General features: G+C 45.5%; 24 protein-coding genes. 21 read left to right on the forward strand and 3 right to left on the reverse strand.

All coding sequences use genetic code 11. The features are described 5' to 3' along the window. Positions 1-189: 189 nt before the first annotated feature. Complete coding sequence (locus tag ACTQ50_RS10110; RefSeq protein WP_008705499.1) at positions 190-390, reverse strand: cold-shock protein; 201 nt, start codon at positions 388-390, stop codon at positions 190-192. 333 nt (positions 391-723) lie between these two features. Between ACTQ50_RS10110 and ACTQ50_RS10115 the strand changes: the two genes are divergently transcribed. From ACTQ50_RS10115 to radA, 21 genes are all read left to right on the forward strand, one after another. Then, positions 724-2022, forward strand: coding sequence for a dihydroorotase (locus tag ACTQ50_RS10115; RefSeq protein ID WP_441484086.1), 1299 nt, complete (start codon positions 724-726; stop codon positions 2020-2022). Positions 2023-2048: 26 nt separating this feature from the next. Further along, positions 2049-2975 (forward strand): orotidine-5'-phosphate decarboxylase, encoded by a 927-nt coding sequence (gene pyrF / locus ACTQ50_RS10120; protein ID WP_441484087.1) that lies wholly within the window; start codon positions 2049-2051, stop codon positions 2973-2975. A 10-nt stretch (positions 2976-2985) separates the two neighbouring features. Beyond that, on the forward strand, positions 2986-3768 hold the full coding sequence (locus tag ACTQ50_RS10125; protein WP_441484088.1) for a dihydroorotate dehydrogenase electron transfer subunit: 783 nt from the start codon (positions 2986-2988) through the stop codon (positions 3766-3768). After that, the gene (locus ACTQ50_RS10130) at positions 3765-4670 is read left to right on the forward strand and encodes a dihydroorotate dehydrogenase (RefSeq protein ID WP_441484089.1); all 906 of its coding nucleotides are present in this window, start codon (positions 3765-3767) and stop codon (positions 4668-4670) included. The genes ACTQ50_RS10125 and ACTQ50_RS10130 overlap by 4 nt, the downstream gene beginning before the upstream one ends. A gap of 186 nt (positions 4671-4856) precedes the next feature. Continuing rightward, positions 4857-5531: an orotate phosphoribosyltransferase gene (gene pyrE, locus ACTQ50_RS10135; protein ID WP_441484090.1), complete on the forward strand. Its 675-nt coding sequence runs from the start codon at positions 4857-4859 to the stop codon at positions 5529-5531. A gap of 81 nt (positions 5532-5612) precedes the next feature. Then, the gene (locus tag ACTQ50_RS10140) at positions 5613-5765 is read left to right on the forward strand and encodes a hypothetical protein (RefSeq protein WP_441484091.1); all 153 of its coding nucleotides are present in this window, start codon (positions 5613-5615) and stop codon (positions 5763-5765) included. Positions 5766-5777: 12 nt separating this feature from the next. Then, positions 5778-6254, forward strand: coding sequence for a VanZ family protein (locus tag ACTQ50_RS10145; protein WP_441484092.1), 477 nt, complete (start codon positions 5778-5780; stop codon positions 6252-6254). Between the two features lie 56 nt (positions 6255-6310). After that, a complete protein-coding gene (locus tag ACTQ50_RS10150) occupies positions 6311-6625 on the forward strand; it encodes a DUF6142 family protein (RefSeq protein WP_441484093.1) in 315 nt (104 codons plus the stop codon). Between the two features lie 85 nt (positions 6626-6710). After that, positions 6711-7319 carry an HD domain-containing protein gene (locus tag ACTQ50_RS10155; RefSeq protein WP_441484094.1) on the forward strand — a complete coding sequence of 203 codons (609 nt, stop codon included), beginning with the start codon at positions 6711-6713 and terminating at the stop codon, positions 7317-7319. A gap of 85 nt (positions 7320-7404) precedes the next feature. Next, on the forward strand, positions 7405-9465 hold the full coding sequence (locus ACTQ50_RS10160; protein ID WP_441484109.1) for an aminopeptidase: 2061 nt from the start codon (positions 7405-7407) through the stop codon (positions 9463-9465). Positions 9466-9692: 227 nt separating this feature from the next. After that, entirely contained in the window at positions 9693-10199 is a 507-nt protein-coding gene (purE, locus tag ACTQ50_RS10165) for a 5-(carboxyamino)imidazole ribonucleotide mutase (RefSeq protein ID WP_441484095.1), read from the forward strand. Positions 10200-10286: 87 nt separating this feature from the next. Continuing rightward, a complete protein-coding gene (purM, locus tag ACTQ50_RS10170; protein WP_441484096.1) occupies positions 10287-11312 on the forward strand; it encodes a phosphoribosylformylglycinamidine cyclo-ligase in 1026 nt (341 codons plus the stop codon). Continuing rightward, the gene (gene purN / locus ACTQ50_RS10175) at positions 11306-11932 is read left to right on the forward strand and encodes a phosphoribosylglycinamide formyltransferase (RefSeq protein ID WP_441484097.1); all 627 of its coding nucleotides are present in this window, start codon (positions 11306-11308) and stop codon (positions 11930-11932) included. The genes purM and purN overlap by 7 nt, the downstream gene beginning before the upstream one ends. 10 nt (positions 11933-11942) lie before the next feature. Further along, positions 11943-13217: a phosphoribosylamine--glycine ligase gene (gene purD / locus ACTQ50_RS10180; protein WP_441484098.1), complete on the forward strand. Its 1275-nt coding sequence runs from the start codon at positions 11943-11945 to the stop codon at positions 13215-13217. A gap of 130 nt (positions 13218-13347) precedes the next feature. After that, positions 13348-14547 carry an FprA family A-type flavoprotein gene (locus ACTQ50_RS10185; protein WP_441484099.1) on the forward strand — a complete coding sequence of 400 codons (1200 nt, stop codon included), beginning with the start codon at positions 13348-13350 and terminating at the stop codon, positions 14545-14547. 141 nt (positions 14548-14688) lie between these two features. After that, positions 14689-15249, forward strand: coding sequence for a transglutaminase-like domain-containing protein (locus ACTQ50_RS10190; protein ID WP_441484100.1), 561 nt, complete (start codon positions 14689-14691; stop codon positions 15247-15249). Between the two features lie 145 nt (positions 15250-15394). Continuing rightward, entirely contained in the window at positions 15395-16288 is an 894-nt protein-coding gene (locus ACTQ50_RS10195) for an SseB family protein (RefSeq protein ID WP_441484101.1), read from the forward strand. Between the two features lie 188 nt (positions 16289-16476). Next, on the forward strand, positions 16477-16848 hold the full coding sequence (locus ACTQ50_RS10200; protein WP_441484102.1) for a GntR family transcriptional regulator: 372 nt from the start codon (positions 16477-16479) through the stop codon (positions 16846-16848). A 46-nt stretch (positions 16849-16894) separates the two neighbouring features. After that, the gene (locus tag ACTQ50_RS10205; protein WP_441484103.1) at positions 16895-19360 is read left to right on the forward strand and encodes an ATP-dependent Clp protease ATP-binding subunit; all 2466 of its coding nucleotides are present in this window, start codon (positions 16895-16897) and stop codon (positions 19358-19360) included. A 233-nt stretch (positions 19361-19593) separates the two neighbouring features. Continuing rightward, a complete protein-coding gene (locus tag ACTQ50_RS10210; RefSeq protein ID WP_226820389.1) occupies positions 19594-20007 on the forward strand; it encodes an endosialidase in 414 nt (137 codons plus the stop codon). Then, positions 20001-21386, forward strand: coding sequence for a DNA repair protein RadA (gene radA, locus ACTQ50_RS10215; protein ID WP_441484104.1), 1386 nt, complete (start codon positions 20001-20003; stop codon positions 21384-21386). Before ACTQ50_RS10210 ends, radA begins: the two co-directional genes overlap by 7 nt. A 261-nt stretch (positions 21387-21647) precedes the next feature. Here the strand turns inward: radA and ACTQ50_RS10220 are convergent, their stop codons facing one another. Together ACTQ50_RS10220 and ACTQ50_RS10225 are read right to left on the reverse strand one after the other, a co-directional pair. After that, positions 21648-22427 (reverse strand): ATP-binding protein, encoded by a 780-nt coding sequence (locus ACTQ50_RS10220; protein WP_441484105.1) that lies wholly within the window; start codon positions 22425-22427, stop codon positions 21648-21650. 12 nt (positions 22428-22439) lie between these two features. After that, a complete protein-coding gene (locus ACTQ50_RS10225) occupies positions 22440-23159 on the reverse strand; it encodes a Mu transposase domain-containing protein (RefSeq protein ID WP_441484106.1) in 720 nt (239 codons plus the stop codon). Between the last annotated feature and the right edge of the window lie 305 nt (positions 23160-23464).

Below are 23464 nucleotides of genomic sequence, written 5' to 3' on the forward strand. Positions count from 1 at the left end.
TTTGGAATCTGTCCCCATTGTAGTATACACGGTAAACAAGCCAACGGGGTAAAACAAGCTCTGCGAGTTTTACCCCGTTAGCGCGGCAGTCGCCAAGGTCTCATGCAAGCATGGACTTTGGCTCGTTGTTCGCGTAAAAAAATCCCCCCGGAATCCTCCGAGGGGAAATTTCTGCTTCAGTTGCTTCAATTATAACTTTGTAACGTTAGCAGCCTGCATTCCGCGAGCGCCTTCTGTTAAGTCATATGTTACAGCCTGGCCTTCTTCAAGAGATTTGAAGCCTTCACCATTGATTGCAGAAAAATGTACGAATACGTCAGCTCCGTCTTCTCCTGTGATGAAACCATAACCTTTTTCAGCGTTGAACCATTTTACAGTGCCCTTGTTCATTTTGAGTTACCTCCATAAAAAATAAAAAATTAAAAAACTGTTCTGGCGAAAAAAAATCACCAGATTTTACAGACTATATCATGTAAATATATAATCTCTAAAAACTAGTGATTTTACATTAAATAATCTTCGGCATGGATTGATTATATAACCTGCACCTCAAAAAGTCAAGGATTATTAAAATTGTGCGACAAAAAATCTTGGTAATTTCTATTCCACTGAAAATATGATAGGAAAAATATTGGATGGTAAAAAAAGTCTTTATTAAATGGTAAAATTCGTGTATGATAGGTTACGACAAAGTTTACATTATACCAGAAGGGAGAGAACCAAATGGGTATTCTGATTCGAGGCGGACGTGTTGTAGATGCGGCTGCTCAGATGGATAAAATTGCGGACGTTTATCTGGACGACGGTGTGATCCAGGAAGTGGGAGAAAAGCTGAAGGTAAAAGATAAAGATGACAGTATTATAGACGCTAAGGGAATGGTAGTAATGCCTGGTCTTGTGGATCTTCACGTACATTTTCGTGATCCGGGACAGACAGAGAAGGAAGACATTGAAAGCGGTTCCCACGCAGCAGCAAGAGGCGGTGTAACCACCGTAGTTGCCATGCCAAATACTACACCGGTCATTGACAGTCCGGACCGCGCCAACTATGTGAAAAATAAAGCTGCACAGGTATCCCCGATCCATGTGATCCAGGCAGGCGCCATGACGAAGGGGGAGCTTGGAGAAGAGCTTTCTGATATTGCAGGTATGGCGGCAGCAGGAGTACCAGTTCTTTCCGAAGACGGCAAATCCGTTATGAAAGCAAGCCTTTGCAAACAGGCTATGGAGGAAGCAGTGAAAGCTGGCCTTCCTATTTTCGACCACTGTGAGGATATGACTCTCAGGGGAAATGGCTGCATGAATGATGACGAAAATGCCAGGCGTCTCGGCCTTCCAGGAATCTGCAATTCTACAGAGGACACCATTGCTGCAAGAGATTCCCTGCTCGCCATTGAAACAGGTGCCAGGCTGCATCTTTGCCACTGTTCCACCAGAGGCGTGGCGATCATGATGAAAATGTTAAAGGCAGAGGGAATCCAGAATGTAACGGCAGAGGTTTGCCCTCATCATTTTATACTCACATCCGATGATATTGAAAGAGACGATCCCAATTATAAAATGAATCCCCCTCTTCGTACCAGAAAAGATGTGGACGCACTGATCGAAGGCCTGAAAGAAGGTTACATCCAGGTGATCAGCACGGACCATGCCCCCCATACCCAGAAGGATAAAACAGGCTCCATGAGAACGGCAGCCTTTGGAATTGTAGGAATTGAGACCAGCTTTGCCCTTAGTTATACTGCACTGGTAGAGACCGGGATCCTCACCCTTTCCCAGCTTGTGGAGAAGATGAGCTACAATCCGGCACAGATTTTGAACCTGCCATGCGGCACCCTTAAGGAAGGACATCCGGCTGATGTGGTGATCGCAGATATTAAGACTCCATATACCATTCATAAGGCTGACTTTGTATCCAAGGGCAAAAATACCCCATTTGAGGGCAAAGAGGTAAAAGGTAAGATCCTGTACACCATCTGTGATGGTAAAATTGTATACAAGGATTCCACAATAGAGAAATAGAAAAACATATTCAGGAGGATACATCCATGATCAATAAACTTATTGCTAATATTAAGAAAACAGGAGCACCTATCGTAGTAGGACTTGATCCAATGCTGAACTATATTCCGAAACACATTCAGGAAGCTGCATTCAAGGAATTTGGCGAAACATTAGAGGGCGCTGCAGAAGCCATCTGGCAGTACAATAAAGGAATCGTAGATGCTACATACGATCTGATCCCGGCAGTGAAACCGCAGATCGCCATGTATGAGCAGTTTGGAATCCCGGGCCTTGTGGCATACAAGCGTACGGTTGATTACTGTAAGGAGAAAGGCCTTGTAGTGATCGGCGATATTAAGCGCGGTGATATCGGCTCCACATCAGCAGCCTATGCCACCGGACATCTTGGAAAGATCCAGGTAGGAAGCAAGACTTACGTGCCGTTTAACGAGGATTTTGCCACTGTAAATCCATATCTTGGAACCGATGGCGTGAAGCCATTTATGGATGTGTGCAAAGAGGAGAAAAAGGGAATCTTTGTACTGGTTAAGACTTCCAATCCATCCAGCGGCGAGTTCCAGGACAGAATCATTGAGGGACGTCCTCTTTACGAGTGGGTTGGCGAGAAGGTTGCAAGCTGGGGCGAAGAGCTTATGGGCGATGGCTACAGCTATGTAGGAGCTGTTGTAGGTGCCACTTATCCGGAAATGGGCAAAGTGCTCCGAAAACTAATGCCGAAGACCTTCATCCTGGTACCAGGCTATGGTGCACAGGGTGGCAAAGGTGCTGACCTTGTACATTTCTTTAACGAAGACGGTCTTGGTGCGATCGTAAACTCTTCCAGAGGAATCATTGCAGCTTACAAGCAGGAGAAATATGCACAGTTTGGTGAAGCAAACTACGCAGACGCTTCCCGTCAGGCAGTCAAAAACATGATCCTGGATATCAGCACTGCTCTTGAGAGCCGCTAGGAGGAAGAAAATGGGTACAAAGGTAAAAGAAACCTGTACAGTCCTTAGTCAGGAATGTATTGGAAAAGATATTTACAGCATGTGGCTGCAGACAAAGACCATTGCAGGAAATGCAAAGCCGGGACAGTTTGTTTCTGTTTATACACAGGATGGAAGCAAACTGCTTCCACGTCCCATCAGCCTTTGCGAGATCGATAAAGAAAAAGGTGCCCTTCGTCTTGTTTATCGTGTGACAGGGCCGAAGACCGGTACCGAGAGTTTTTCTAAGCTTACAAAAGGAGCACAGCTTGACCTTCTGGGACCTCTTGGAAATGGTTTTCCACTGGAAGAGGCAGCCGGCAAAAAGGCTTTCCTTATGGGCGGCGGAATTGGTGTGCCTCCTATGTTAGAGACCATGAAGCAGCTGGACGCAGAGAAGATCGCAGTTCTTGGCTATCGTGATGAATTATTCTTAAATGATGAGTTCGAGAAAAATGGCCAGGTATATATTGCAACAGAAGACGGCTCTGCCGGAACCAAAGGAAATGTTATGGATGCCATCCGTGAGAATGGACTGGAAGCAGACGTGATCTTTGCCTGCGGACCAAAGCCTATGCTTCGTGCCATCAAAGTGTATGCACAGGAGAAAGGAATCCCCTGCTGGATTTCCATGGAAGAGCGTATGGCCTGCGGAATTGGTGCCTGTCTTGGCTGTGTATGCCAGTCTACAGAGGTGGACGATCATTCTCATGTACACAATAAGCGGGTATGTAAAGATGGTCCGGTGTTCAGAAGTACGGAGGTAGAGTTATGAGTAAAATGAGCGTAAATCTTGCCGGTGTAACTCTTAAGAACCCGGTAATGACGGCCTCCGGAACCTTTGGATCCGGAGCAGAATACAGTGAATTTGTAGATCTGAACAACCTTGGTGCTGTGGTAACAAAAGGTGTGGCAAACGTGCCATGGCCGGGAAACCCTACTCCACGTGTAGCTGAGACCACAGGCGGTATGCTGAACGCCATCGGACTTCAGAATCCTGGAATTGATGTTTTCTGTGAAAGAGACATTCCTTTTCTGAAAAAATACGATACAAAGATCATTGTAAATGTGTGTGGAAAAACCACAGAAGATTACTGTGAAGTAGTAGAACGTCTGGGAAATGAGCCGGTAGACTTGCTGGAGATCAATGTTTCCTGTCCAAACGTAAAAGAAGGCGGCATTGCTTTTGGCCAGAATCCTAAGGCTCTGGAAGCCATTACAAAGGAAGTGAAAAAATATGCCAAACAGCCAGTAATCATGAAATTGAGCCCAAATGTAACAGACATTACAGAGATGGCAAGAGCTGCTGAGGCTGGCGGCGCAGATGTAGTTTCCCTGATCAATACCATTACCGGAATGAAGATCGATATCAACCGCAGAACCTTTGCACTGGCAAATAAAACGGGCGGTATGTCCGGTCCGGCGGTGAAGCCTGTGGCTGTGCGTATGGTTTATCAGGTGGCAAATGCAGTAAAGATTCCGATCATTGGAATGGGCGGAATTGCAAGCGCAGAGGATGCCCTGGAATTTATTATGGCAGGTGCTGCGGCTGTATCTGTGGGAACTGCGAACTTTATCAATCCATACACCACCCAGGAAGTTGTGGATGGTATCCAGGCATTTCTTCAGAAGCAGAAGGTGGAAGATATTAACCAGCTGGTCGGCTGCGTGAAATAAAAAATATAAGCTGCGGTGGAAATTCTTTGAAGAAATGATGAATGGTGAAAAGAGTTTTGACCGCAGCATGATTTTGTGCTACTATAAAGGAAATGTGTTGCCTATCCTGAAAACTGGAAGAAGAGCAGCATGTAAAGAAACTGATGAATATGATGACCCATACAAGCCACATGCAAGGAGGATAAAATGGAACAGTATAAACAGGAATTTATTGAATTCATGATCGATTGCAATGTACTTAAATTTGGAAGCTTTGTAACCAAATCCGGAAGAAACACCCCATTTTTTGTAAATACAGGATTTTATCGTACAGGAGCACAGTTGAGAAAATTAGGCCAGTACTATGCGAAAGCGATCGAGAGCAAATTTGGTCTGGATTTTGATGTGCTTTTCGGACCTGCCTACAAGGGAATCCCGCTGACAGTTGCTGCAACTATGGCGATCAGCGAAGAATATGGCAAGGACATCCGTTACTGCTCCAACCGTAAAGAGGTAAAGGACCACGGAGATAAGGGAATCCTTCTTGGAAGCCCTATCGAAGATGGAGATAAGGTTGTGATCATTGAGGATGTTACCACTGCTGGAACTTCCATCCAGGAGACTCTGCCGATCATCAAGGCGCAGGGCGATGTTTCCCCGATTGGCCTTGTAGTTTCTGTAGACCGCATGGAGCGCGGACAGGGTACCAAGAGTGCGTTGAAGGAAATCGAAGAAAATTATGGCCTTAAGACAACTGCTATCGTAACTATGGCAGAGGTGGTAGAGCATCTTTATAACAAAGAATATAAAGGAAAAGTCATTATTGACGACACCTTAAAGGCTGCCATTGACGCATACTATGCGCAGTATGGTGCAGAATAAGATTGTTGTTTGCAGCATTAAAGAGTTTGAAAATGTGCTGCAGTAATTGGTGGGCAGCATAAGTAAAAGGAGGAAATGCTGATGAGTGAAAAGCTTTATAAGACTGTTTCGGGCGTGGGTGCTGGAAGTATTGCACTTGGGATCATTGCACTGGTGACTGGTGTGACAACTGGTATTCTCATGATCGTGAACGGAGCCAGACTTCTGAAAGGCAAATCCGATATGATGATTTAAGGGGATATTTTTTTGAAAAAGGAAACGAAAACTTTGATTCGCCGTATGGGAATCCTGCTGTTTGTCCTGTATGTGCTGCTTTTGATCTATTTTCTCTTCTTTGCAGAAGAATATGGCAGAGTGGCAGAGGCACAGCGGGTGTACCGGTATAATCTGGTGCCTTTTGTGGAGATCAGAAGGTTCTGGATCTATCGGAAACAGCTTGGCACATTTGCGGTTTTTTCCAATATTTTCGGAAATGTGATCGGCTTCCTACCTTTCGGGTTTATCCTTCCGGTTATTTTCAGAAGAATGAACAGTGGTTTTCTCATCTGCATATCAGGATTTTTATTAAGTCTGACCGTGGAAGTGATCCAGCTTGTCACGAAGGTCGGATGTTTTGATGTGGATGATATGATTTTGAACACCCTGGGGGCAGCCTTGGGGTATGTTCTTTTTCGCATCTGTAATCATATTAGGATGAAAGTCCCGGGCGGCAGCCAGCGATGAGTCCTGCTTGCATAGACGAATTCAGGCCTGCTGTCCGGTTAGGAGAAAATTCCATTATGGCAAGAAGATATAGATATTCATTTACAAAGAAAAAAGAAGCGAAAAAAGGGAAGCTGTCTGCCGGTCTGGCAGCAGCGTCCTTTTTGTTGTTTATAACGGCTGTCACCTTAGCGTATTTCCTAAATGACAGCTTTGGATTTCTGGTGGGAGGAGTGGGCCTGTTTGCCACTCTTCTTTCCGTGTACGGATTTATTATGGGGCTGACCAGCTTCTCGGAGGAGGGCAGAAGCCATAAGACCAGTATTATCGGTTCCATCAGCAACGGATTGATCCTGATCGTGTGGATCGGAGTGTACCTGACCGGATTATAGGTCAAAAAGGCAAGGTGGCTGGACCATGCACCACCGTTGGCGAAAAGCGAGTACGGATTAAGCAGGGAAGAAAGGAAAATGGGTTATGGACGAACGTTTAAAGAAACAGTTAGACTTTATTCTGGAAGTTGATAAAGTGAAGAATATCATGCGCCAGACCTACCTGGCAGATGGAAAACGGAAAGAAAATGATGCGGAGCATTCCTGGCATCTGGCTCTTATGGCGGTGCTTCTGAAAGAGTATGCACCGGAAGAGGTGGATCTTTCCAGGGTGATTCCCATGGTTCTGATTCATGATCTGGTAGAGATCGACGCTGGGGATACTTATGCCTATGATGCAGCAGGCGGCGCCACCCAGCATGCCAGGGAAGAAGTGGCAGCACAGCGCATTTACGGACTTCTCCCGGAAGATCAGGGAAAATGGCTCTACGATCTGTGGGAAGAATTTGAGGCATATGAGACCCCGGAGGCGAAATATGCCCATATGCTGGATAACAGCCAGCCCCTTTTTCTCAATAACGCCACTGACGGGATCAGCTGGGTGGAGCATGGGGTAAAGAAAAGCCAGATTTATAAGCGCAACCGCCGTACAGGTGAAGGCGCACCGAAGATCTGGGAATGCATGCAGGAACTGATCGACCAGCATGTGGAAAAAGGACATGTGATCGATGATATGTCAGAGAAAAACGAATAAAAGAAGCCAGATATGTTGTCTTATATTTTTACAGCTGTTTGGGCTTAAATTGGAAAAGTGAGGGAAATGCGTGGACGAATTGTTAATGGAACGCTATGCTCTTGCAAAAGAAAGAGTAAGCGAGATTAAAGAGGAGAAGGCAGTACCGGCACCATATCTGGATTTCTTCCAGAAAACAGCTGCTTTCCTTACAAAAAATGTAGAAGTTATGGATGGCGTTATCTTTCTTGGCGCAAAGGAAGAGCCAAGAAAGCTTACAGGTGCAACGGATTTATCCATGGAGGAGTGGAAGAAGCTGAATCAGGATCTGTATGAGGACATTCTTCCGGAAAATTACGGAACCAGCTATGGAAATCCTGTGTATGCATGTGAAATGCTTGGTGAGTATGGAAAGGACTTTTCCTTCCTCTATGCCGAGCTGCGGGGGGCCGTTACCTACGCTTACGAGAAAAGACTGTGGGATATGACTGTGCTTCTGGAACTGTTTCTGGAAGTTTACGTTGCTTTTGCCCAGGAGGAACTGCCTACAGAGGAAGAATTCCGTGGAATCCTGAATTCCTATGCAAATGACTACTGCCAGGATATGGTAGAGTACCGTACCAGAGAGTGCGTGGATCCAGAACTGGATTTTGCGGCCAAAATCATTATGGGATCTGATCTTACGGACCTTCGCTATCTGTATCTGTTTGGCGAATATATTACCGAAAATGAGCTTGGAGTTGCAGCCTTTTTAAACGGACTTTCCCAGGAAGAGATTGACTCCTGTGCAAGAACCTATACAGAAGGATACCGGATGGGCTTTGTAAATGGACGCAAGGATCTTAGCAAAAAGAAAACGGTCAACATCCGTTACAACCTTGGTTTTGAACGTATGGTGAAGGCTGCGATCCTTCAGTTCGAAGAAATGGGACTGAAGCCGGTCATTTACCGTTATCCTACTCACGTTGTAAGCAAACGGGGTTCTTACCGGATCGGCTACACAGGTGCAGTTGCAAACCCACAGTTTGACTATGACCATCGCCAGGACGCGGCTCTTTATCTGGATCAGGATTTTGTGCAGAAGCGCCTTCGTGCCCTGCAGACCTCCTATGAGAAATATAAAGAACTTGCTTATGTGCACGCTGGACCGGCCTGTATCGAAGTGTTCGGTGAGACTCCTTTTTCTCCGGTAAGTGTAAAAGAGGCATGGCAGTTCAGTGAAGCCCAGCAGAATCTGGAAATCGAAATGCAGAATGAAGCTGGACAGATCACAAACCGTTATATCAAAGGGGACGAGAGAAGCTTTACCATTATTGCCTATCCGTTTCCGGAGATTGGAGGCGATTATGAGGAGATTTTCCGCCAGATCGTGAAGATCAATACGCTGGATTACCAGCTTTATCAGAAAATACAGCAGACCCTGATCGACACCCTGGATACCACAGAATGGGTATCTGTGAAGGGAAAAGGGGAAAATGAAACGGATCTGAAGATCCATCTCCATACGCTTACAGATCCGGCGAAGCAGTCCAATTTTGAGAACTGCGTGGCTGACGTGAACATTCCGGTGGGAGAAGTATTTACCTCTCCGGTACTTGCCGGTACCAATGGACTTCTTCATGTGAGCAAGGTATATCTGGAGGGACTTCAGTTCCTTGATCTGAAGATCTGGTTCAAGGATGGTAAGATCGCCTCTTATTCCTGCGGTAATTTTGAAACGGAAGAAGAGAATAAGAAATACATTGAGGACAACATTCTGTTCCATCATCCAACCCTCCCTATGGGGGAATTTGCAATTGGAACCAACACGACCGCTTATGTGGCTGCCGAGAAGTATCACATTGCAGACAAGCTGCCAATCCTGATCGCAGAGAAAATGGGACCCCATTTTGCAGTGGGCGATACCTGCTACAGCTGGTCTGAGGATACGGCAGTGTACAATCCGGACGGCAAGGAGCTGATTGCCAGGGACAATGAAGTCTCTATTTTAAGGAAAGAGGATATCAGCAAGGCCTACTTTGGCTGCCATACAGATATCACTATTCCTTACGATGAACTGGGAAGCATCCGCGTCCTCGGAAAGAACGGGGAGGAAACCTCCATTATCGAAAACGGCAGATTTGTGCTCGCCGGAACAGAGGAACTGAATAAACCTTTTGAGGATTAAGGAAAGTTTGGGGGCAAATTTTGCCCTCAAACTTGCTGTCACGGTTTGCAAGGCCAAAACGCTTTTCGTGCGAGCACGAACGCTTTTTTTGCTTTGCAAACCTGACAACAAAATTAATTAGCCCTTCAAAATTTTTCTTTGCGCCAATCGTATTGACAGAAAATGTTATTCTTAGTAGAATTTACGCGAATGGTAGTTCTAAATCACAGATAAAAGAGGAGAATATTATGCCAAAAGTAGGAATTGTAATGGGTAGCGATTCAGATATGCCGGTTATGAGCAAGGCCGCAGACATTCTGGAGAAGCTTGGAATTGATTACGAAATGCGTATTATCTCCGCACACAGAGAGCCGGACGTGTTCTTTGAGTATGCGAAGACAGCTGAGGAAAAAGGATTTAAGGTTATCATTGCAGGTGCAGGTATGGCAGCGCATTTACCAGGAATGTGCGCAGCGATTTTCCCGATGCCGGTTATCGGAATTCCTATGCACACCACATCCCTTGGGGGAAGAGATTCCCTGTACTCCATTGTACAGATGCCATCCGGTATTCCGGTTGCAACAGTTGCTATTAACGGCGGCGCGAATGCAGGCCTTCTTGCAGCGAAGATCCTTGCAACATCTGATCCGGAGCTCCTTACACGTCTGAAAGCATACAGCCAGGAATTGAAAGAGCAGGTAGAGGCCAAGGACGCGAAATTACAGGAAGTGGGACACAAGGCTTATAACAAATAAGGCGATACACCAGGGGCAGACTTTTTTGCCCCTGGAACTATTGAAAAAGAAATCTGAAAAACCATAAAATTCTGGGAGGAAAAAGGCATGGATTACAAGAACGCGGGCGTTGATATTGAGGCAGGATACAAATCAGTAGAGTTAATGAAACAGCATATTGCAAAGACAATGAGACCGGAAGTACTTGGAGGAATCGGAGGATTCTCAGGTGCTTTTTCCATGAACAGCTTCAAGGATATGGAAGAGCCTACCCTGGTTTCCGGTACAGACGGAGTTGGAACCAAGCTGAAACTGGCATTTATTATGGACAAACATGACACGGTTGGAATCGACTGCGTGGCTATGTGCGTAAATGATATTGCATGTGCAGGCGGAGAACCTCTTTTCTTCCTGGACTACATTGCCTGTGGAAAGAACTATCCGGAGAAGATCGCAGAGATCGTAAAGGGTGTTGCAGAAGGCTGCAGCCAGTCAAGCGCAGCACTGATCGGCGGCGAGACTGCTGAGATGCCTGGATTTTATCCGGTAGATGAGTACGACCTGGCCGGATTTGCCGTTGGCGTTGTGGATAAGAAAGACCTGATCACAGGCGAGAACTTAAAACCAGGAGATGTGCTGATCGGAATGGCATCCTCCGGTGTACACAGCAATGGTTTCTCCCTTGTCCGCAAGGTTTTTGAGATGACAAAGGAATCCCTTGATACTTATTATGAGGAACTTGGAACTACCCTTGGGGAAGCACTGATCGCTCCAACCAAGATTTACGTGAAAGCTCTTAAGAGCATTAAAGACGCTGGTGTTAAGATCCATGCATGCAGCCATATTACAGGCGGCGGTTTCTATGAGAATGTACCGCGTATGCTGAAAGAGGGCACAAGAGCCGTGATCGAAAAAGACAGCTATCCGGTACTCCCAATCTTCAAGCTTCTTGCAAAGACCGGCGATATCGAAGAGAAAATGATGTACAATACCTATAACATGGGACTTGGCATGGTTCTGGCGGTTGATCCTGCAGACGTGGATAAGACCATGGAGGCCATTAAGGCAGCTGGTGAGACTCCATACGTAGTAGGACGTATCGAAGCAGGAGAAAAGGGAGTGACATTATGCTAAAGGTTGCTGTCCTGGTATCCGGCGGCGGTACCAATCTTCAGGCCATCCTGGATGCTGTTGATTCCGGGAAGATCACAAATGCAGAGGTTTCTCTTGTGATCAGCAATAACCCAAATGCTTACGCCTTAAAAAGAGCAGAGAACCATGGAATCGAGGCTGTCTGTATTTCTCCGAAGGAATTTGAGAACCGTGAAGAATTTCACAAGGCACTTTTAAAGAAGCTTCAGGAAAGCGGAGCAGGACTGATCGTTCTTGCCGGCTACCTGGTTGCAATCCCTCCGATGATCGTGGAGGCATTTCCAAATAAGATCATCAACATCCATCCGTCCCTGATTCCATCTTTTTGCGGAGTTGGGTATTATGGACTTCACGTCCACGAAGCAGCCTTGAAAAGAGGGGTAAAGGTAACAGGTGCCACCGTTCATTTTGTGGATACTGGTACAGATACCGGCCCGATCATTTTACAGAAAGCTGTAAAAATCGAGCCAGATGACACCCCACAGTCTCTTCAGAGAAGTGTGATGGAAAAGGCAGAGTGGAAGATCCTTCCAAAAGCAATCAATCTCATTGCCAATGGAAAGGTTTCTGTGGAAGATCATATTGTGACCATCAGCGACTAAGGAGGATATTATGAAAGTTTTGATCGTAGGAAGCGGCGGAAGAGAACATGCGATCGCATGGAGTGTATCCAGAAGCCCGAAAGTAGATAAGATTTACTGTGCACCGGGAAATGCAGGAATTGCAGAGTATGCAGAATGTGTAAACATTGGTGCCATGGAATTTGAGAAGCTTGCTGATTTTGCCCAGGAAAATCAGGTGGACCTTACCATCATCGGTATGGATGATCCATTGGTAGGCGGCGTTGTAGATGAATTTGAATCCCGCGGATTACGGGTATTCGGACCTCGTAAAAATGCAGCAATCCTGGAAGGCTCCAAGGCTTTTTCCAAGGACCTGATGAAGAAATACAACATTCCAACAGCTGCATATGAGAATTTTGACGATCCGGAGAAGGCATTGGCTTATCTTCGCACCGAAGCGAAATTCCCTATCGTTCTCAAAGCAGACGGTCTTGCCCTTGGAAAAGGTGTTCTGATCTGTCAGAACCTTCAGGAAGCGGAAGACGGTGTAAAAGAGATCATGGAGGATAAGAAATTCGGAAATGCAGGAAACACTATGGTTATCGAAGAATTCATGACCGGACGTGAGGTTTCCGTTCTTTCTTTTGTTGATGGAAAAACAATCAAGACTATGACCTCCGCACAGGATCATAAACGTGCCAAGGACGGCGACCAGGGCTTAAATACTGGTGGAATGGGAACCTTTTCCCCAAGTCCCTTCTACACAAAAGAGGTGGATGAGTTCTGCCAGAAATATGTATATCAGCCAACGGTAGATGCAATGGCTGCTGAAGGAAGAGAGTTTAAAGGAATTATTTTCTTTGGCTTGATGCTGACAGCAGATGGCCCGAAGGTGCTGGAATATAATGCCCGTTTCGGAGATCCGGAAGCACAGGTAGTCCTTCCGCGTATGAAGAACGACATTGTAGAAGTGATGGAAGCCTGCATTGACGGAACCCTGGATCAGATCGACCTGCAGTTTGAAGACAACGCAGCTGTGTGTGTCGTTCTTGCAAGTGACGGATATCCGGTGAAATACGAAAAAGAGATCCCGATGTATGGATTTGAGAACTTCAAGGATAAAGAAGGCTATTACTGTTTCCACGCAGGAACCAAATTCAAAGACGGACAGATCGTTACAAACGGCGGCCGTGTAGTGGGAATCACTGCAACCGGAAGCAATCTGAAGGAAGCCCGTAAGAATGCTTATGCGGCAACCGAGTGGATCACTTTTGCGAACAAATATATGCGCCACGATATTGGAAAAGCGATTGACGAGGCGTGATCAAGTGGTATAAAATAGGCAGGAGACAAGTTTGGTTTCCTGTCTTTTTTTCTAAAAACTGGGAATACAAAAACAAGAGAAGTTTGTAATATTATAGAAGTATTCAGCGAAAGCGAAAGGAGGTACTACTATGTACAACGTAAAGAAAGTAAATGAAGATTTATACTGGATTGGCGCAAGTGACAGAAGACTTGCCCTGTTTGAGAATATTTACCCAATTTCAAGAGGCGTATCTTATAACTCTTATGTGATCCTGGATGAGCAGACTGTCCTTCTGGACACTGTTGACAAATCTGTAAGCGGACAGTTTTTCGAAAATCTGGAACATGTTCTGGATGGCAGAACACTGGATTATATGATCGTAAACCACATGGAGCCGGATCACTGTGCGATCGTGGAGGAAGTAGTGAGAAGATTCCCGGAAGTGAAGGTGGTAGGAAATGCCAAGACCTTTACCATGATGAAACAGTTCTTTACTTTTGATGTAGATGCCCATGCTGTTGTGATCAAAGAAGGAGACACATTAAGCACAGGAAAGCACACCCTGGCTTTTGCCATGATTCCAATGGTTCACTGGCCAGAGGCAATGGTTACATATGATGCCTATGACAAGGTACTTTTCAGTGCAGATGCTTTCGGAACCTTTGGTGCGCTGAACGGAAATGTTTTTGCAGATGAAGTGAATTTTAAAGAAGAGTGGCTGGATGATGCCAGAAGATATCTGGTAAACATTGTTGGAAAATACGGCGGACCAGTTCAGAGCGCCCTGAAAAAGGCACTTACCTTAGATATCGCCATGATCTGCCCGCTTCACGGCCCGATCTGGAGAGAGGACCTTGGCTGGTTTATTGACAAATATCAGAAATGGAGCACTTATACACCAGAAGACCATAATGTTGTGATCATGTATGCATCTATTTACGGAAACACAGAGAACGCAGCAGATGTTCTGGCTGGTAAGCTGGCAGATGCGGGAGAGAAGAATGTGAAGGTTTATGATGTTTCCGTGACAGATCCTTCTTATCTGGTAGCTGAGGCATTCCGCTGCGACAGGATCGTGTTTGCATGCCCGACTTACAATGCAGGCCTGTTCCCGAAAATGGAGACACTGCTCCATGAGCTGGCAGCCCACAATCTCCAGAAGAGAAAAGTGGCAGTCCTGGAGAATGGAACCTGGGCTTCCACAGCTGGCAGACAGATGAAGGAAATTCTTTCTGGAATGAAAGATATGGAAATTTACCAGGAAACGGTGACTGTGAAGTCCGCTCTGAAAGAAGACCAGATGGCGCAGCTGGATGGAATCGTAGAATTTATGGCAACGATCCAGTAGGTACTATTCCGAGTGTCACTGTGAAGATACGGAACAGTTACATTTATGATGAAATAACTCAGGCAAGTTAAAGGATAGGGAGAACACTGCCAGAGAAGAATGGCAGTGTTTTCTTTATGCAGATATGGAGGAAAATCGTGTATGAAAGTTAGAAAAATGTTCCTGGGAGTGATGGCGGCGCTGCTTTTGACAACGGCACCTGCCCCTGCGCTTGCTGCCAGCGGGAATCAGCTGATCGATTCCACTGTGGAAAGCATAACGCCAAGAAAAAAGGATCATACAGATGCGTTGCTTAAGGTTCAGACGACAAAGATCCTTTCCAAAATCACCAATTCGAAAATGACCCGCGCCCAGAAGCTGAAAGCATGCTGGAAGTATATGGTAGATGGGAGAAAATTCCGGTATGGAGGAGTTGACCCTGACATGAAAGAAGAGGGCTGGCAGAGGAAGGCTGCATTAAGCATGTTCCAAACCAAAAGAGGAAACTGCATTCATTTTGCCTGTGCATTTGCCGCTCTTGCAGAGGAAATCGGTTACAAAAATATAAAGCTGAAAATGAGTAAGACACATTGCTGGGTGACCATAAATAATAAACATTATGATCCACAGAAACAGTATACTGGAAAAATTACCGGCGTTTACGCCTTAAAAAAGTATCCTAAAAATTACCGTAAAATAAAGACTTACGACTACATGAGATAGAAATTGTGGAAAATTGCATGAAATCCCCCTGCTTATGCTTTACTTTTTTATCATTTTGTTATAAAATAGTTGCATATTAGGTTTTGCGTCGATATGCGGAGTCTCCCATACGACATTAGAAAACCAGGACTGAGAGGATAATGACATGGGAATCACAGAACAGGATGCGATTAAGGAATTACAGACAAGAGACGAACTCTTTGTAGCATATTCACAGGCTACAAAGCTTCCATATGTAATTTGTGACGAAGAGAGCTTTAACGATCAGGTTTGGGTATTTGCCACCGAAGAAGAGATCAAAGCATTTGGCAAGAAGAAATTAGAGGATAAGATCCTTCTTATGGGAATGAAATATGAGAAGAAGGATTTTCCAAGGTTCTATGGCACACTGTTTGCAATCGGTGTAAACAGCGTGGTATGGGTAGATGGAGAGGACCAGATCGAGGTTGAGCTTGCCAAGATTGCAAGACAGGCAGATTTCAGCAAGCTTGAGCCGAAGAAACGTCCGCTTTTCAATTCCACCCTTCAGCTTTCCGGTATTTATTTCATGCAGGAGCTGCGCCGTCCGCTTAAGAAAGAGGAGCGTACAGTAAATCTTCGTGAGATGGAGGAAGAGCTGATCGTGAATCTGAAGAAATCCGAATTTCTGGTAGCGATGGCTACGGATCCGGATGATGCGACCAAGGTTAATATTCCATACCTGAAGAACAAACAGGGAGATATTCTTCAGCCTGCATTTACAGATGTTATGGAGTTTGATAAATTTGCAAGAGGCAAGAAGCTTCGTGCAGCAAAGGTTCCATTTGCGAAGCTGCCAGGTCTTATTATCAATCAGGCCAAGGGCTTTGTGATCAATCCAATGGGCTTCAATCTGATCCTTGACAGAGTACAGCTTGGAAAGATCCTTGGTGTTGAGATCCCGCCAGCTGTTGTACCGGCTGAGAGTGCTCCAGCTGAGGCCGCACCGCAGGAGGCACAGACGGCAGAGGGAGAAGTGAAGACAGAGGAAACACCGACAGCTGAGACACCAGTTCAGTAAGTTGGACAGGGTGTGCTGCCCGCTTTAAAGATGGCTTACCTGTAAGATCAGGCAAGAACTTTTTATTACGAAAGATAGAGAGGCCGGGGGATATATGACTCCGGTCCCTTTGTTTTTCCGAATAAGGCACTGCTTTTTTGAAAACAGCGCCTGGTGTCAGGAGTTATTTTTATACAGGGAGGGATAAAATGGTTATCGAAATAGATTTCCAGAGTGATGAAGCATTATATACCCAGCTGATGAATCAGATCATCATGGGAATTGCCACATCCCGGCTGCAGGAGGGAGATCCCCTTCCATCTGTGAGACAGCTTGCGGATACCATTGGAATCAATATGCATACAGTAAATAAAGCCTATTCCTTACTGCGTCAAGAAGGTTTTGTATCCATTGACAGAAGAAAAGGCGCAGTTATTTGTCTGGATGTAGATAAAATAAGAGCTATGGAAGAATTGAAACAGAATTTGCGCGTGGCACTTGCAAGAGGCTGCTGCAACAATGTGACAAGAGAGGAAGTTCATAGTCTGATCGATGAAATTCTGGACGAATATGGACAATAATACAAAAAACAACTGAACCAGTAACGTAAGGAGGAACAATTGATTCATGAAGAATAAATTTACGAAGCAGGCTCAGACAGCCCTGACTCTGGCAAAGGCGGCAGCCATTGATTTTGAGCTTGGGTATATTGGAACAGAGCATCTTCTTCTGGGACTTCTCAGTGAGACAGAAGGCACTGCCGGAAGAGTTCTGGAAGAATTTCAGGTAGATGGCAAAAAGCTTGTGGAATTGATCGACAAGCTGGTTACCCCTGCGGAAGCAGGAACCATTACAGAAATAGAAGAAGACCCTGTCTACAGTCCAAGAACCGAGAAGGTTCTGGAGAGTGCAGTACTGGAAGCACAAAATGGTGGAAGCGAAAAGGCTGGAACAGAGCATCTGCTCCTTGCTATGCTCCGGGAGACAGACTGTGTGGGAACCAGGCTTTTGTATACCCTGGGGGTGAATATCCAGAAGCTTTATGCTGCAGTGCTTGGCGCTATGGGATATGACAATGAATCCATTCAGGAGGAATTTCAGGCTGCTAAGGCCATGCAGAACCAGAATGGAAGCCCTACCCCAGCTCTTGACCAGTACAGCCGTGATCTTACCCAGATGGCAGCAGAAGGCAGACTGGATCCAGTGGTGGGAAGAGAGAAAGAAATCAGCAGACTGATTCAGATCTTAAGCCGCAGGACGAAGAACAATCCCTGCCTGGTAGGAGAGCCCGGGGTAGGTAAGACTGCCATTGCAGAGGGCCTTGCACAGCGCATTATCGCAGGCACAGTGCCAGAGACCATTCAGGATAAACGGCTGGTAGTGCTGGATCTTTCCGGAATGGTGGCAGGAAGCAAATATAGAGGTGAATTTGAGGAACGCATCCGCAAGGTTGTGGATGAAGTGCGTGAAAATCAGGGGATTCTTCTGTTCATTGACGAGCTTCATACCATTATCGGGGCAGGCGGCGCAGAGGGAGCGCTGGATGCCTCCAATATTCTCAAGCCATCTCTTTCACGTGGAGAATTACAGATCATTGGTGCAACCACCCTGGAAGAGTACCGTAAATATATTGAGAAGGATGCTGCTTTAGAGCGCCGTTTCCAGCCAGTTACAGTGGAAGAGCCATCCGAAGAGGAGGCATATGAGATCCTGAAGGGGCTTCGTCCTTATTATGAAAAGCATCATAAGGTTGCAATATTAGATGAAGCCTTAGAAGCAGCTGTTAAAATGTCTGTGCGCTATATTAATGACCGTTTTTTGCCGGATAAGGCCATTGACCTGATTGATGAGGCTGCGTCCAAGGTGCGTTTGTCCGGCTATCAGGTATCCTCTGAAGGGGAAGATTTAAGCCGTGAGATCCAGGAAATCCTTCAGGAAAAAGAACATGCCATCAAGACTGGCAATCTTACTTTGGCCAAAGAGTGCCAGGAGAAACAAAAGAGGGCAGAAGCAAGGCTGGAGCTGCTTCGTGCAAAGGAAGAAAAGAAGACACACAAGAAAGCCGGGAAAGTGGATGAAAAAGCAGTTGCGTCCATTGTGTCTGACTGGACAAAGATTCCGGTACAGAGGCTGACGGAGGGGGAGACCAGACATCTTGCCCAGCTGGAAAAAGAACTTCATAAGCGAGTGATCGGACAGGAGGAAGCGGTACATGCTGTTTCCCAGGCGGTAAAGCGCGGCCGTGTAGGTCTAAAAGATCCCAATCGTCCCATTGGCTCCTTTTTGTTCCTTGGTCCTACCGGTGTAGGTAAAACGGAGCTTTCCAAGGCCCTTGCCCAGGCTGTTTTTGGCAGCGAGCAGGCTATGATCCGCGTTGATATGTCCGAATATATGGAGAAGCACAGTGTTTCCAAGCTGATCGGTTCCCCACCAGGATATGTGGGATACGATGAGGGGGGACAGTTAAGTGAAAAAGTGCGCCGAAATCCATACAGTGTGATCCTTTTCGATGAGATTGAGAAAGCACATCCAGATGTGTTTAATATTCTTCTTCAGGTGTTGGATGACGGACACATTACAGATGCCCATGGAAGAAAAGTGGATTTCAAGCAGACCATCATCATTATGACTTCCAACGCAGGCGCACAGGTGATTGTAGAGCCTAAGCAGCTTGGCTTTATTTCCCAGAAGGATGAGAAAAAGGACTATGAGAAGATGAAAGCCGGCGTTATGGAGGAAGTCCGCCGCCTTTTCAAACCAGAATTTCTGAACCGAATTGATGAGATCATGGTATTCCATACTTTGAAGAAAGAGGAAATCCGCAAGATCGTAACCCTGCTTTTAAAATCTTTGGAAAAGAGATGCCAGGAACAGATGAATATTCAGCTGAATGTGACAAACTCCGCAGTTGACTACATCGCAGAAGCCGGATTTGACGCCAAATACGGAGCAAGACCGCTGAGACGTGCAATTCAGTCCAAGATAGAGGACCGGCTGGCAAATGAGCTGCTGGAAGGGAAGATCAAGCGGGGAGATACGGTACAGGTACAGTATCGGAATAAGGAAATCCGGTTTCTTGTGAAAGAAAGGTAAGCCACGGCGCGAAATCATGCAAAGCATGGTTTCTGTGCATCGCGAAGCGGTTACCGGTCACGGAGTGAACAGTAACCCTAAATCTAAAATTGCTATAAATTTTATGTCAGGTACTGGCAAAGAAAAGGGTTTTATTATATAATATGTACAACATCGGGGAGCCGGTGAAAAAATCTGGCGAAGAAATATCCGCCAGAGAACATAACGAAAGAGTCTTAGGGAGGACAAGCATCATGGCAGTAGTAAAGGAACTGATCCGTACAGAGGAAAATGGTACCATCAGCTTTGGAGATTATGAGAAAACCCAGAAATCAAAGGTTTCAGATTATCCTCATCAGGGAGATATGTATAAAGTAAAAACATTTAAGGAGATCACCAAGCTGGAGCGCAATGGTATGTTCGTATATGAGTCCGTACCAGGTACCGCTGTGTTTGATCTTGCACAGGATGGAAGCCAGATGAGCTTCCGCGTGGAAGGACCAGAGGACGCACAGATCACCGTTGAACTTGAAGCAGAAGCTCAGTATGAGGTATATCTTGATGGAGCAAGCACAGGTAAAATGGAAACAAACCTTGGCGGAAAGCTTTCTTTCAGCGTAGAGCTTGGAAATGGCTCAGCTGTTGATGTAAAAATTGTAAAATGCTAAAAAACAAAAAAATGGTATATTTTTGCCAGGAGTGCGGTTATGAATCCGCGAAATGGATGGGACAGTGCCCTGGCTGTAAGGCCTGGAATTCTTTTGTGGAAGAACCAGTTTCCACAGGGAAAAAGGCAGCAGGAGGCGGCAAGGCCGTTTCCAGAGAGAAGTCTGAGCCAGTGATCCTGAAGGATATCAGCCTGAAGGAAGATGAGCGTCAGACAACGAAAATAGGTGAATTTGACAGAGTACTCGGGGGCGGCATTGTCCCCGGGTCTTTGGTTCTTGTGGGTGGAGATCCTGGTATTGGAAAATCTACCCTTCTTTTGCAGGTATGCCGGAATCTGGCAGAGAATGGAAGCTCTGTCCTGTACATTTCCGGTGAGGAATCCCTGCGTCAGATCAAGCTTCGTGCAAACCGTATCGGTACATTCAATGAGAATCTCCAGCTTTTGTGCGAGACCAATCTGGACACCGTCCGGGAAGTCATGGAGAGAAAGAAACCAGATGTGGCAATCGTGGATTCCATTCAGACTATGTTTGATGAGGAAATTGGTTCTGCCCCGGGAAGCGTTTCCCAGGTGCGGGAATCCACCAATGTACTGATGCAGATCGCAAAAGGGCTTGGAATCACAATTTTTATTGTTGGTCACGTGACGAAAGAGGGAAATGTGGCCGGTCCGAGAGTATTGGAGCATATGGTGGATACAGTGCTTTATTTTGAAGGGGACAGGCATGCCTCCTATCGAATTCTGCGTGCTGTGAAGAACCGATTTGGATCTACCAATGAAATCGGTGTTTTTGAAATGCAGGGAACTGGACTGGAAGAAGTATCGAATCCATCCGAATATCTTCTGGAGGGACGCCCGGAGAATGCTTCAGGCTGTGTGGTTGCCTGTTCTATGGAAGGAACCCGCCCGATCCTTGTGGAGATCCAGGCACTGGTTTGTGAGAGCAACTTTGGTATTCCAAGGAGAACGGCGGTAGGAACGGATTTTAATCGTGTCAATCTGCTGATGGCTGTTCTGGAGAAGAAAGTAGGACTGCATCTTGCCTCTTCAGATGCCTATGTAAATATTGCCGGGGGAATGAAAATGACAGAGCCGGCTATTGACCTTGGAATTTGTCTTGCAATTGCATCTAGCATAAAAGATATTGTGATTCCGGATAAACTGATGGCATTTGGGGAAATCGGACTGAGCGGCGAAGTGCGTGCTGTAAGCATGGCGGGGCAGAGAGTGCAGGAAGCGAAGAAATTAGGCTTTGATACGGTGATCCTGCCTGAAGTGTGCCGAAATTCTGTGGAAAAAGCAGTTGGAGTGAAGCTGGTTTATGTAAGGCAGATCCAGGATGCAATCCAGTATATTTGGAAAAAAGGAAAATTTTAAATAGAAAAATGCATTGGAATAATATGTAAAGAAGTAATGATAAGAATAGTTACAGTTTGTGGCAAAAATGGTGTTTGGTTGTTAAACCAAGCGCCATTTTTTTATGGGTTCAACAATATAGAATATCCGTATCTGCTCTTTTCTTTTATATGGTTTTGTCTAAGGGAAATGTTTATGTGCATATTCCGCAAGAACTGCGCATCCGTTCCGGAGGAACGGAGCGCCATTCCGCTTCAAACTGAGCAAAGCTCAGCAGGTTGATTAATTACTATTGGTTACTCTGCGATCCCTGCCTGGAAATTCAAGGCGATATGCCTTGGATGTCATTCGGCTTAGACACGCATCGGCGTAGGTGGAATCCCCAAAAAGCTGATACCATCCGGATACTGGGATCTGAGAGATAATAATTGTTGCCTTGCGGCAGTCTCTGGATTCGATGATTTCAAACAGGTCGCGACATTTCTCAATGTCCAGATCCATTAAGCCAAAATCATCTATCACCATGAGATCATAAGCTGCCATTTCATTCGAATACTCAAAGTATCTGCCTTCCTGACGAGCATGATCCGACTCTTTCAGTAGAGTATTCGCACGTATGTATTTTACAGTACGGTTTTGATGCATGGCTGTGATGCATAAAGCGCAGGCGATATATGTCTTTCCGGCACCGGCGCCACCTGTCATCAGCAGATTATTCGGCTCATCAATCCACTCACATTTGGATAGCAGTTCTATGACATGTGTGTTGAGCTGGCGTTCTGGATCGTAGATGGATCTGTCAAGATCAGCTGCAGGATATTTCAGAGTTGCTTTTTTCATGAGACGTTTGAACTTTTTACTCTCACGCTGATCCCACTCCTGATTTACTATAGCAGCAAATCGAGCTTCAAACGGTTCAAGACCGGTGTTTGGTTCCAACAGCTGCTTTTCAAAGGCTTCAGCCATGCCGGACATGCGAAGTTTATACAGTCGGTCCATAAGTATGTTCTGTTCCTTTGTGAGTTTATCGTTATAAAGATAGTTTTTTAGTCTGTATGCCATAGTCCGCCACCTTTACTTATAGTAGTCCTTTCCTCTGATATTTTCATGGTTTGGCAGTGTCCCGGGTGAATGTTCAGGGAGTTCCTTCACATCCATCTTTTTGAGCATCTGCTTAAAAGTAAAATATTTACAGGAATTGATCTCTATACACTTGCGGGCAACTTCTTCCGCAGCACCTTTCGGGATTGTTTTTACTTTATGCAGGATACCAGCACAGGCATTATAAGACTGCTCTTCATGTTTTGATGATCTAAGGAGTCTGTCAATCAGTTCTGACATTGCAGGACCAATGGCAGATGCCCAGCGACGGTAATAATTACCATCCTTTGAATTGACTTCTTTGTAGTAAAGATGTTCCGGCGGCATATGTTCATCCGCTGTAATATACAGAGGAAACTCTTTATAAGACCGCTTATGCGTACAGATCAGCCGATTGTACTGATCGCAGATCCTGATTTCTGATGCAGTTGCTTTCAGGATTGCAGGCTTTCCACAGTAAGAGTACAATACGGAATAGTAGTGGCCGTCATACTCGATGTGGTAGTTGTTGGGAACCTTTAAGACTGCTTTATAATCGCAAGCCGTGTAACATCCGCCTGGCAGTGGTTTCATACATGGTTTGTCATACTTTTCAAAAGCATCCAGTCTTGAGAAATCCTTACCTTGAAAAGATCTTTTATTGAGGGCCTCTACTATTTTTTTGATATCAGCATTCAGTTCTTCAAATGACACATATATCTTTTCCTTTATTTTCTCAACCAGGTGCGTTTCGAGATAACGTACATGATTTTCAACGGTAGGCTTGCCTTTCTTATCGGAAATTTCTGATAAGAAAGGTTATCGGCGAAAAAGTGTTATCGGCAATCTCAGCCTGAAAAAGCGCTATAATCGTATTTTCAGACTGAATCACTGTTTTGATTGCCGATAATTATTTAATCCAGACCACAGAAATGGAGCAGATATTCTTCTTTACCTTTCCATTTTTTCTCTGGATAAGATACAACGTTGCCGTCGGAGTCTTTCACTGGCAATGCTTC

Origin of the sequence: Blautia sp. Sow4_E7, assembly GCF_052116245.1 — a bacterium.
GTDB lineage: Bacteria > Bacillota > Clostridia > Lachnospirales > Lachnospiraceae > Blautia_A.